The organism is Psychrobacter sp. 219-2-C, from assembly GCF_049560815.1.
Lineage (GTDB): Bacteria > Pseudomonadota > Gammaproteobacteria > Pseudomonadales > Moraxellaceae > Psychrobacter > Psychrobacter faecalis.
In genome coordinates, this window is record NZ_CP186933.1 from 243451 (window position 1) to 255975 (window position 12525).

A 12525-nucleotide genomic window follows, 5' to 3' on the forward strand; every position below is an offset into this window, starting at 1 on the left:
AGGTTAATATCGAGTTAGATATTGACGCCATACTGATGACACATGGCTTGTAAGCCGCCTGAATAGCCTTGACCAACGGCGCGGAATTTCCACTCACCGTTATGACGATAGACTTCGCCAAACACCATTGCCGTTTCCACAGAGTAATCTTCTGCTAAGTCAAAACGTACCACTTCCGTGCCAGTTTCTTCATTGACCACTCGGATAAAGGCATTGGCGACTTGACCGAAGTTTTGGCTACGGGCAGCAGCATCATGAATCGTGACCGTAACGACGATTTTATCGACATCAGCAGGCACTTGGGTCAGGTTTACTTTGACGACTTCATCATCGCCGTCGCCTTCGCCCGTGCGGTTATCGCCGGTATGTTCGATTGCACCATTGTCAGATTTTAGCTGGTTGTAAAAAATAAAGTCATGATCGCCGCGTACTTTACCAGCGGTATTTAGCAAAAACACGCTGGCATCAAGGTCGAACTCAGCGCCAGAGGTTGCGCGCTCATCCCAACCAAGACCGATAAGTAGCTTGGTTAAATTTGGGTCAGTTTTGGTGAGCGATAAATTACCGCCTTTATTTAATGATAAAGCCATGAGATTATCCTTGTTATTAGAGTGATTAAGGGTTTGATAGTTTGGTTATATCAATCAAAACGCTAGCAAAAGTGGGATTAAAGCGGTTATAAATCTGTCGCTTAACGGTTGCTAGTAACGTTCTATCATAGCAACAAAAAATGACCCAATCAAAGCTGATTGGGTCATAGTTATGTGTACGCTAAGACGGACTGGAAAAGACTGGGCTTAAATGCTACTTTTATATTTAACCAAGCATCTCTAACGATGGCGAATCTCAAAACTTTGATGAATCGGCTTTTTGATATTAAAATCAAAGCCTATCGTTTGTGGCGTGATATCGATAATGTCATAGCGTTCGGTTAACTGCTCATCAAGCTCAAAGCGCGTGAAGTTGTTGGAAAAATATAACACGCCATCAGAGGTTAAGCGGTTCATCGCACGATTAATAAGGGCAGCATGGTCACGTTGAACATCAAAGGTACCTTGGAACTTTTTTGAATTTGAAAACGTTGGCGGATCGATAAAGATAATGTCAAATTGTTCCGTATTACCTTTAATCCACTCAAAAATGTCAGCGGCGACGAATTGATATTTATTGCTGCTGACATTTAAACCATTTAAAGCAAAGTTTTGCTTGCCCCAATCAAGATAGTTTTGCGACAAGTCAACGCTGGTGACTTTCTTCGCGCCAGCCAATGCTGCGTGCACACTTGCCGTGCAAGTGTAAGCAAATAAGTTCAGCACCGATTTGCCGCGGCTATTGTCTTTGATACGGGCGCGCATATTGCGGTGGTCAATAAACAAGCCTGTATCGAGGTAATCGGTAAAGTTGACGTACAGATAGGCGCCATTTTCACGCGCAACATAAAATTTACCGCGTTTTTCGCTACTGCCTTGCTTGCTATATTGATCGTTGCCCGATTGGCGTGCCCGAGTTTTGATAAAAACTTGTTCGCGGTTAATGTTGAGCACTTCGCGAATGCCCATCAAGGCCAAATTAAAACGTTTTTTTGCGGTCTCTACCGGAATGGTTTTTGGTGGCGCATATTCTTGCACGTGTACGTAATCGCCATACAAATCAATCGCCACTTTAAAGTCAGGCAAATCAGCGTCGTAGACGCGAATATTGCTGACAGTGTCTTTGCTAGCGAGTCTTTTAAGTTTGCCCAGATTTTTTTGCAAACGGTTAATAAAGTCTTGTCCTTCTTCCACGGCAATCTCGCGCTTCTCAAAGCGACTAATAAGGCTACCTGTTTGCCCAGCAATCAAGGTGCCGTAGCGGAAATAAACCGTGATTGCTCCATTATGGCAGCGCAAAGTTTTTGGCTCTTTAATGGGCAAGATATCAACCTGTTCGACATTGGCTGCCAAGATACCAAGCATCGGATTGACGCCACTACCCGCAAAGCTGTCTTGTAAGATAAGCCCAAGCGCTTGATATAATGGCTTAATCATCTCTTCATCGCCCAAGCGCTCACCGTAAGGTGGGTTGGTAATGACCAAAGGATTGCTTAAGCGGCCATCATCGGCTAACGGCTTTAAAACGTGGCTGAGCTGATTGAGGGCGCGGGTTTCAAGGTCAAGTAGCGGTAATAAATCCTGCAAACCTGCGGCAATCAAGTTCTTTTCTGTCGCCAAAATCGCGCCACTATCGGCATCGAATCCCAAAACGAGCGGCAATGTATCAGGTTGTTCGTTGATAATCTCTAAAGCTTCACGAAAACGCGTCTGCGCATCGTCAATCATCTGTTGCCATAGCGCTTCATCATGATGTTGCCATTGATAAAAGCCAAATTGATTGGCCGCTTTATCGATACCGACAGCATAATCGCAGTGCATGAGTAGCGCTTCAATGATGAAAGTACCAGAGCCGCACATCGGGTCGATTAGGGCATTATAAAAAGGGGCATTACCGGCATCATTTTTCTTATGCCAACCCGCGCTATAAAGTAGCGCCGCTGCCAAGTTTTCTTTTAGCGGCGCTTCAGTCATGGCAACGCGGTAGCCACGGCGGTGCAAACTGGTACCTGATAAATCTAAATACAGCTCAGCCTGCTTATCATTGACCGTCGCAAAGACTGAAAAATCTGGGTTTTTACTATCGACATTCGGACGGCTGTCATAGATTTCATTAAAGGTATCGGCAATCGCATCTTTGATACGCAGCATGGCGAATTGCTGACTGACGGCAACGCGCTTATCGACAGACAGACGAATGGCGAACGTCTGCTCTAAGCTAAATTGCTCGGTCCAATTGACCGATTTTGCCAAGCCATACAGCTGTTCTGCCACATCGTATTCAGTATTGATATTTTTACGTTTAATCAGCATCAATACCCGCGACGCCACCCGTGACCATAAACAAATGGTATAAAGGTCGCGCAAGCTACCAGTGACCGCTAAGCGTCCTGTACTTTTCATCTCACTTGCAATGCCAAAGCTGCTTAGCTCAATTTGTAGCGGTGCTTCAAGCCCATCGGCACAAGTAATAATAAGGTCAAGCGACAACTCGGCTGCAGCGGTTGATAAGGAGTTGGGCGTGGTAGTTTCGGTCATACGGTTACCTGTGGGCTAAATTGATAAATAATGCACCTCAAAACCCTGATGTTTAAAATCTTAAGGCTTAAAATTATGAGGTTTAACTGGCAATTTTACCATAATTACGAAGTTGATAGTTTAAAGTGGCAGTGTTTATGGTGCAGTGTTTAAAAGCTACGTTGAAAAAATGATGACTTACTGGGTTTTGAGATTATCGAGCCGTTATTCAGCATCTTTTTTTAATGAGTTGTCTTCAGTAATCAGTTTGGTCGTGGTTGCAAAGGGTTTGGTGTCGATAGGAGAATCAACGTTTTTTGGCATTAGCAGGCGCATATGCGGGTAGGGGGTTGAGATATTTGCCTCATCGAACGCCCGTTTGATATTTTCCGTCAAGGCTTCTTTAATCTTTGGCATACGCGCAACGGCGGCAGGCTTGACCCAAAAACGGATGACAAAAAATACCCCATATTCGCCAATCTCGTCTATCGTCGCTGAGGTTTCAGGGCGTTTTAGCACCACTTCACTATCAGACAATACTTGTAAAATAACCTCGCGCGCCTTATCGACATCATCTTCAAAAGCAATGCGCATACGGATATCAAAACGGATAAAGTTTTTTGAGGTCAAATTAGTGACCACTGATGAGGCGACATTGGAGTTGGGGATGATGACGGTGATGTTATCGCGTGTCAAAATATGGGTCGTGCGTAAAGCGATGACCACAACCCGCCCTTCATTGTCATTGATGTTGACCCAGTCACCGACTTGAAAGGACTGCTCAAGTAAAATGGTAATGCCAGCGATAAAGTTAGCAAGCGTCGATTGGGCGGCAAAACCCACGGCAATACCGGCAATCCCCAGACCTGCTACCAAAGATACGATATCAAACCCAAATTGTGCCATAACGCTGGCAAGTCCGAAGACTAGTAATAGCACTGATAAAATATTTTTGAGCAGCTGCTCAATAGAGGCGTTTAGACCATAGTGCTGTAAAACCTTATGTATAATTTGTCCAGATGACGCCCATAACACATAGTAAATTCCCGCCCACGTACTGGCTTTAGCCGTGGCTTTGACTGTATCTGGTTCAAAGCTTAGCTGACTCATAATGGCAATCAAGCTGCTGACTATCCAAATATAGCGTAATACCGAGCGGGCGATTTTGGAGCGGCGTTCATTGAGACCAATGCGGCTTTTGCTTTTTTTGATAAGATAGATGGCAAGCCAATAAAAAAATCCCAATACCGCCAGCAGTATTAGGATTTTGATGGCCGTGCTCACCAGTTCTACTGATTTAGAAGTCCAGTCGAGTGAGTCTTCTTCGATGGAACCGCCGATAGCAATATATAGGCTGGTATGTAGGTCGCGAACAATCTCTTGAAAGAAGTCAGTAATACCAGCGATTGCCATTGTTTTATCCATGCAAAGTTTGGGTCTACATCAAATGAATCGTAAAAAGAGCTTATACTAAGATAATTCAGCTATAAAATCATCTAAAAATAAAGTTTTAACGCTAAATTTCTAAGGAACAATCAGCATTTTTAAGGAACAATCAGCGTAAACCGCACAGCTCATTTTCGATCTGAGCTTAGCTGCGCGTAATAGCTTAAACCATATTAACGTTAATTTTAATAAAAATGGTTTTATCAGTCGATTAAAAAGTCCCTTCTTGAGTATCGTGATACTGATAAGGAATTTTCATCATACGCTGCACATCACGTAACGCCGTACGCAGACCTTCTAGTATCGTCGGATGATAAAAAGGCGTATCGAGCATGTCCTTTATACTCATATCATTGGTAATCGCCATCGCCAATATATGACCGATATATTCCGCATCAGGGGCAACCATGCTTGCGCCCAAGATTCTATCTGTCTTTTTGCAACCATAAATGTGCAGTAGACCACAATTGACACCCATCACGCGGCTACGACCTTGATTATCAAAGCTGGCTTTTCCAATCACATATTCAAGCTCTGGATCGGCTTGTATTTCAGGTAGCGACATGCCGACGTTAACGATTTGTGGTGAGCAAAAGACGATAGAAAACGGCGCGGCAGTTGGGCGGATATATGCATCGCTATTGTTGTTACAGACCATACTACCCGCACTAAAACCTTCATCACTGGCAACGTGTAATAAAGGCAAATTGGCATTGGCGTCACCGACAATATAAACTTCTAAATTGCCAATTTTACCCGTTTTTTTATCGAGCTGCTTTGGGCGATTTTTGTCATCAAGCTCAACCCCTACGTTTTCAACGCCTAGGGCCGCGATATTATTGCGTCGGCCCGTAGCGACCAATACATACTCACCCTGCCACTGGCGCGCTTCACCAGCGCTGTCTTCGTAATCGATAAAAGCCGCTGAGCCTTCGTTATCTGCTGCTTGCTGACCGACATCGTTAATCTTGCTGCCCAAATGCATGGTCAGCTCACGACTTAAGCAATCAATGGCTTTATTACTGATATCCTCATCTTTTAAACCAGCGACGCGTTTGTCACGATTAAAAAGCGTGACCTCGACGCCCAAACGCGTAAAGGCTTGTGCAAGCTCCAAGCCGATAGCACCTGCGCCGACGACGGCTAGTGAATTTGGTAAATCAGCCAGCTCAAAGACGGTATCAGAAGTGAGTAAAGTTTTACCAAGTTTATCCGCCCAGTTATCGGGGATAAACGGCTTACTACCAGTCGCTACGATAATTTTATCAGCTTCGATAAGTTCGTCATTGACTTCAATGAGACCTTGTTGGTTGATGTAAGCGCGACCCGCTATTTTTGTCTCAGCAGGCCAGCTTTCTACTTGCTTTTGGACGTAACTGGCAAAATGATTGCGTTCGGCGCGAACCCGCTCCATCACTTGTTTGCCATCTATTTGAGCAGTAGCATGAATACCAAACTCGCCAGAATGGTTGGTGTCATAGGCGCGATCGGCAGCAGCGATGAGAAGTTTACTCGGCATACAGCCGACGGCAATACAAGTCGTTGACCAAGAGCCGTCATTAATAATGAGGACGTCGTCTTTTAGTTTTCTGGCTTGGCGAAAGGCATTTTGACCGGCGGTACCGGCGCCGATGACCGCCACCGTTACCTTGCGCATCGCTTTTTTATCAGTGTTATTATCGGTGGTGCTGTCAGTCTGTTGATTCATATTACTCACAAAAAAAAGGTTTTATAGTAGTCGATAGAGATAAATAAAATTGCCAAACAATCATAAAAATATTATGGGGCGAGCGTGGCAAGTAAGCGTTCGGTGTAGCCGGCTGCGCGTAAATTGCGCTGTGCATGGGTGAGCGTGCCATCTTTATCAAAGACAAAGGCTGAGCGTACAAGACCTAAGCTGACTTTACCATACATATTTTTTTCTTTAATTACATCAAAATACTGGCACAATTTCTCATCACTGTCGCTAATCAGAGGAATATGCAAATTGTACTTAGCGATGAATTTTTCGTGAGACTCAACGCTATCGCGCGACACACCGATGATATCGTAGCCCAACTCATCAAATGCATTGATATGAGTAGTAAATTCTGTCGCTTGGGTGGTACAGCCTGGGGTGTTGTCTTTTGGATAAAAATATAAGATAAGCCCTTTATCGGTATGGGCAACCAGCTCTTTTAGGCTGATATCGTCATGAATAAAATTGCCGTCTAGCTCGCGCACGATAGTGACCGGAAAATCGGGCAGGGCAAGGTTCTCTGTAGTGGGCTTAGCCATTATAAAATCCTTATTAGTTTCGGTTATACGTATATTATAGTAGGTGGTCTTATTATAGGCAGATTGGCAGAAATAAATACTCCGTTTTACACTTCACTTATTCATTCGCAACAAAAAAGACTGGCAATGACCAGTCTTTTGTATTTTGTAGCAAGTATTTTCTTAAGCAGCTTAGGCAGGTTTTTGTGGCTGTTTTAGGTCCAAGCCCACGGTGCATTGCTGCAAGTCTTTTTGCATTTTTTTCACGTAAGGAAGACCTGATGGGTCTTTTTTACTTTTTGCATAGCTTTCGATTTCCCACATTTGACCGATGGTCATATTGCTACGGACACCGATGGTGCAGTTACAAAGCTTGGTGGCATCGCTTTTATTAGCGACTTTATATTTGACCGCGCCATTGACACAGGTATTGATATTGTCTTGTTTGATGTCGGCTGCGTTAGCTTGTGGTAAGGCAAACAGCGCAGCAAGAGCTAGGGGTAAAACGGGCAAAAACTTCATAAACATCCTCTACGGGTCGTGTCAATTTCTCAGATTTTATATAAAATCTTGGTAGTGTTATGTGGTCACAGGTTTTATGGCTTATATAAGTGATGATAAAAGTATAGGTAACTATAAAAGCTTTTTTATCTATGTCACTCATTATATTTTAGTAAACCAGCAGTACATGTCGCTTGTGACTGACATAGTCGCCCATACCATAGCAAGTAAATCGTCTAAAATACAACGCTAGCGTGCTGTGTTAATGCAAGCAAATGTTGCGTAAATGTTTAATAAGCCATTATGCTAAGATAATAATAGTGGCATTTTCAAATACTTAAGAGAATATTTCCAAAGGTTTATTAAGACTCATTAGACTGGTAACGCGTCGGATCAGAAACCCCAGCTTGGGCAAATCCTTGGCGACGTAGGACGCAGCTGTCGCAAATACCGCAAGCAAGACCATTGGCATCTGCCTGATAACAAGAGATCGTCTGTCCATAATCGACCCCGAGCGTTAAACCGAGCTCAATGGTTTTGGCTTTGGATAAATGCTGCAACGGCGTTTGAATCGATAAATGGTGGCCAGTAACGCCAGCTTTGGTGGCGAGATTTGCCATGTGTTCGAAGGCGGCGATATATTCTGGACGACAATCAGGGTAGCCTGAATAGTCGACCGAACTGACACCAATGACGATATGATTAGCATCAGTGACTTCAGCGACTGCCAAAGCATAAGATAAAAATATGGTATTACGCGCCGGCACATAGGTATTTGGAATGGCATTATTATCGACGTTATCGACGTTATCGACGTTATCAACGTTATCAACGTTATCGATATTATTGACATCACTGCCATCGCTATCGTTACTCGGGAATTTATTAGTATCGCCATCAGGGACAGTCATGCTGTGGTCGGTGAGTGATGAGCCACCAAGCTGGGCGATATCGATATCAATAATGCGATGGTTAACATTGGCAGTCTTTGCAATGGTTTTGGCAGCGACAAGCTCGCTATTGTGGCGTTGACCATAGTTAAAACTGACCGCCGTCACAGACGCATAGCGCGCCTTTGCCCAATACAAACACGTCACGGAATCAAGCCCGCCTGATAGCAGCACCACGGCATTTTGGCTTTTATGTAGTGTTTCTAAATCAGCATTGTCTTTGGGACTGGGAGAGGAGGTCTGCGCAGTTATTTGAGTCATAGTATTGTCTATTGTTGGTTTAAGAAATTTGAAAAACTTGAGTTTTTGAGAAATGGCTATTTTAACTAAGGTGACATTATTGCATAACTTTGAAGATATGTTTAATTGCCCTTAAGTGGCGATAAAAATAGGCTCAAAAAGCCACTAATTTTGTGCGACTTTTCAATCTGTTAGCAAAATTTGTTATAATCGCTGCTTTTAGAGCCAGCCTGTTAAAGTTACGGCTGCTTATTTTTACCGTAACATCAACTTTGTAAAGATATTGAGTGCCTTATGACCGTCGCGACCTTGTTTACGCCTAAAATCCCTTCTCAGTTTGATGAAGCCTCTTCGAAAACCAGTTCTACCGATACTGGCTGGGATAGTTATGCTGAACATACTGATAGTATGGGGTATGACGACATTGCTGGCGCGGCTATAAGTAATAATACCACTGAGCAAACATCCTCTACGCAAATTTTACCGACTGAAACGGCAGAATTTCGCAAGCTACAAAAAAAGCTACGCCGCCAAGTATCATGGGCGATTCGCGATTTTAATATGATTGAAGATGGCGATGTAGTCATGGTTTGCGTTTCAGGCGGTAAAGACAGTTATACGCTGCTCGATATCTTATTGCTGCTCAAACGCATTGCCCCGATTAGCTTTGATATCGTTGCGGTCAATCTTGACCAAAAGCAGCCCGGTTATCCAGAAGATATTTTGCCCACTTATTTGAATGAGCAAGGTATCGCGCATTATATTTTAGAAAAAGATACCTATAGTATCGTCAAAAGCGTGGTGCCAGAAGGTAAAACGTACTGCTCAGCCTGCTCACGCCTGCGTCGCGGTTCGCTATATGGTTTTGCCAAACAAATCGGTGCCACCAAAATCGCCCTTGGTCATCACCGCGATGATATGCTGGCGACTTTCTTTTTAAACTTATTCCACGGCGGCGCTCTGAAATCCATGCCGCCAAAACTGCTAAGCGATGATAAGCAAAACTTACTGATTCGTCCGCTTGCTTACGTTGAAGAAAAAGACATCATTGAATACGCACGTTTAAAAGAATTTCCGATTATTCCGTGTAATCTATGCGGCAGCCAAACCAATCTGCAACGCGCAATTATCAATGATATGCTACGCGAATGGGATAACGCCCATCCACAGCGTTTGGCGTCTATTTTTAAAGCGATGCAAAACGTCGCGCCGTCACAATTGGCCGATCGCGAGTTGTTTGACTTTGAAACTTTAAACATAGAGCGCGATGACAATGAGCGCTTATTTGAAGGCGATAATATCCAAGCAGGGCAGACCGACAGTTTGGCTGAGATTGGTTTACCAGTAGCGCCAAAAACTCAAGTTTTTAATCCGAAGTTTGCCAGTCATCACAACCACGACCACGACCATGATCAGCAGGCAGAAAGCACCGATAGCATGGCAAAAACTAGCCGTACCACGCAAAAAATCCCCACGATTAATCCGGTGATTTAAATCATATAGACATTAATTTTTATAGAATTAACGTCAAAAAAAACCAGCGCATTATTCACTAATGGCTGGTTTTTTTTGTATTTATTTAACCTTAACAATTAACTTTTGGCAAAAACGGGTAGAGGGTTAAAACTCACCTCAGGGCGTGGTAATTTTGCCACATCCTGCATACGCCAATCATTCTTTCCATCATAACTGACTTGCAAATAATATTTGCCTTTTACGTCATCCAAATCGACTTGCGCCGTGTACTTGTTACCTTCTTGATGTTTGAGTACCGCATCGCGGTCTTTTTTAATGTCGGTGGCGTGCGAGATAGACAACTCTAAAGAGTCAGGATAGGTTAAAGGCTCACCGTTTAATAATTTACCAGACTGCAAACTTTGCTCAGGATAATTGAGATAAAAAACGACATCGCCATTATCGGCAAACTGCATCTTGCCATGTAAATCTAAATCATAGGTGAGCTTGTCGCGTGAGACGTCATGATATAGGGTTTTGCCATCCATATACCAATCGTCGCGTACCACGCTATCACGGATTTGATAAGAATAATAAACAAACCAAATGCAAGCGATTACTACAAAAGCTGGCATGCCAATGACAAAGATAACCACCATATAGTTTTTGTACCATGGTTGGCTGTCTTGATGCTTAAAGTTCGGTGCTGGACTAGACATAACATACCTATTAATCAGATATTCGTTTATAAAGTGCGGTTTGTCAGCTTATTATAAACGCTATCAAAAAATAAACCGACGGCTCAGAGCAGCCAGTTTAATGATAAATAATTCAGCTGCCAGTCAGTGATGATTAGCCTTTGACCAAGCACCACTAACGAGCGGATGAATAAATAAAAGCAACTACATACTCAATAATTACTGCCCTTGCGTGGTAAAGATATTTTGTTTACTCACATTATATTTACCATCTTCGCTGGCTACTGTTAAAGTAATCGGCGTTTGACCAAACTCAATCACCTCAGGGTCGCCATAAATACTGACTGGCATATCAAAGCTTTCGCCTGCTTCTAATGGCACATCGTTGAAGCGTACGCCTAAGCTCAAGCCCTCTTGTGGCTCAAGGCTTATTTTATAAGTGTGCGCACTTTGGGTTTTGTTGGTCAATTTAACGATATAGCTGTTTTCAATCATGCCTTGTTGGTTCAATGACGATAACTGATTACGGTCACGGCGAATATCAATCTCTAACGGTACGCGGTCTGTCAATGCATAAACCACACCGCCACAAAGTACCGCAAGCAAGGTTAAATAAGCAAAAAAGCGCGGGCGCAATACACGGCTTGGCTCTTTTTCGACCAATTGCCGCTCTGTGGTATAACGAATCAAGCCACGTGGGTAGCCAACTTTATCCATTACATCATTACAAGCATCGACACAGGCGGCACACTGGATACACGCAACCTGCAAACCATCACGAATATCGATACCCGTTGGGCATACTTGCACGCACATCGTACAGTCAATACAGTCGCCTAAATTCTCAGGATGGGTGCCTTTTTTACGGGCGCCGCGAGGTTCACCGCGTTCATAATCATAAGAAACAATCAAGGTGTCTTTATCAAACATCACGCTTTGGAAGCGGCCATACGGACAGATTTGGATACACATCTGCTCACGCATGTAGCCTGCATTGACGTAAGTTGAAAAAGCGAAAATAAATATCGATACCCATATCCACGTTGACCAATCAGGGAAGGGGATAACACCCCCTAACATTTGCCAACTACCATATAGAGCTTCTGTCCCTGATACATAACTGACAAACGTCATCGCCGTAATCATCGAAAATACAAACCAAATAAAGTAGATTAAGAAACGCTTGAAGACTTTTTTAGCATTCATAGGTTCTTTATCAAACTTAATGCGTTTATTGCGATCGCCGATGACTATTTTTTCAACGTATTGGAACATATGCGTCCAGATGGTTTGCGGACAGGCATAACCACACCAAACCCGTCCTGCATATACCGTCACCATAAATAGCGCAAACGCCGCAATAAGCGCAAAGACGGCAAGAAAGTAAAAGTCCTGTGTCAGAAACGTCATACCAAAAATATAATAATGCTGCGACGGCACATCGAACCAGATAGCTTGCCTGCCGTTATACCTTATCCACGGTAAAATCAAAAATAATGCCAATAACGCATACATGCTAATCACGCGGATATTTTGGTAAAATCCGGTGATAAACCTAGGGTGAACGCGTTTTTTATTGGCGTTAAGATCCACCTCAACGACAGGAATTTTATTGGATGGTTGTGCTGACATAAACGTGCCTCTTTAAAAAAAGAATCAGTCTGCTGGCATGATGAACAAATACCTTCAATACCTGGGTATATGGATGTGCGATGTTATCAATGTCAGTAAGTAGCAAGTCTCATACCAAAAAAAGTATCCAAACTTGCTACCAAATGAGCGATTGTAAATAAAGGATTAAAATATGCTTAAATAGATGATTCTATAGTGTTTCTACTCGATTGCTATTTTAGCAGTTTCCCTACTATAAAT

General features: G+C 43.2%; 10 protein-coding genes. 1 reads left to right on the forward strand and 9 read right to left on the reverse strand.

Annotated features, from left to right (window positions below):
* Positions 1-14 precede the first annotated feature (14 nt).
* The 7 genes from ACPEGP_RS01035 to queC form a co-directional block, all read right to left on the reverse strand.
* Positions 15-590 carry a TerD family protein gene (locus ACPEGP_RS01035; protein ID WP_068408067.1) on the reverse strand — a complete coding sequence of 192 codons (576 nt, stop codon included), beginning with the start codon at positions 588-590 and terminating at the stop codon, positions 15-17.
* Between the two features lie 240 nt (positions 591-830).
* Positions 831-3128 (reverse strand): bifunctional 23S rRNA (guanine(2069)-N(7))-methyltransferase RlmK/23S rRNA (guanine(2445)-N(2))-methyltransferase RlmL, encoded by a 2298-nt coding sequence (gene rlmKL, locus ACPEGP_RS01040; RefSeq protein ID WP_423813663.1) that lies wholly within the window; start codon positions 3126-3128, stop codon positions 831-833.
* 204 nt (positions 3129-3332) lie between these two features.
* The gene (locus ACPEGP_RS01045; protein WP_423813664.1) at positions 3333-4520 is read right to left on the reverse strand and encodes a mechanosensitive ion channel family protein; all 1188 of its coding nucleotides are present in this window, start codon (positions 4518-4520) and stop codon (positions 3333-3335) included.
* A 244-nt stretch (positions 4521-4764) separates the two neighbouring features.
* Entirely contained in the window at positions 4765-6261 is a 1497-nt protein-coding gene (locus ACPEGP_RS01050) for a dihydrolipoyl dehydrogenase (RefSeq protein WP_423813665.1), read from the reverse strand.
* A gap of 71 nt (positions 6262-6332) precedes the next feature.
* Complete coding sequence (locus ACPEGP_RS01055) at positions 6333-6830, reverse strand: peroxiredoxin (protein ID WP_198327913.1); 498 nt, start codon at positions 6828-6830, stop codon at positions 6333-6335.
* Positions 6831-7001: 171 nt separating this feature from the next.
* A complete protein-coding gene (locus ACPEGP_RS01060) occupies positions 7002-7331 on the reverse strand; it encodes a hypothetical protein (protein ID WP_068408057.1) in 330 nt (109 codons plus the stop codon).
* A gap of 341 nt (positions 7332-7672) precedes the next feature.
* On the reverse strand, positions 7673-8521 hold the full coding sequence (gene queC / locus ACPEGP_RS01065; RefSeq protein WP_423813666.1) for a 7-cyano-7-deazaguanine synthase QueC: 849 nt from the start codon (positions 8519-8521) through the stop codon (positions 7673-7675).
* Positions 8522-8794: 273 nt separating this feature from the next.
* On the opposite strand from queC, the gene ttcA reads away from it, so the two are divergent.
* On the forward strand, positions 8795-9994 hold the full coding sequence (ttcA, locus tag ACPEGP_RS01070) for a tRNA 2-thiocytidine(32) synthetase TtcA (protein ID WP_423813667.1): 1200 nt from the start codon (positions 8795-8797) through the stop codon (positions 9992-9994).
* Positions 9995-10092: 98 nt separating this feature from the next.
* Here ttcA and ACPEGP_RS01075 read toward each other — a convergent pair whose 3' ends face one another.
* Both ACPEGP_RS01075 and ccoG read right to left on the reverse strand, forming a co-directional pair.
* Complete coding sequence (locus tag ACPEGP_RS01075) at positions 10093-10674, reverse strand: FixH family protein (RefSeq protein WP_191690606.1); 582 nt, start codon at positions 10672-10674, stop codon at positions 10093-10095.
* A 198-nt stretch (positions 10675-10872) separates the two neighbouring features.
* A complete protein-coding gene (ccoG, locus tag ACPEGP_RS01080) occupies positions 10873-12285 on the reverse strand; it encodes a cytochrome c oxidase accessory protein CcoG (protein WP_423813668.1) in 1413 nt (470 codons plus the stop codon).
* Positions 12286-12525: the final 240 nt, after the last annotated feature.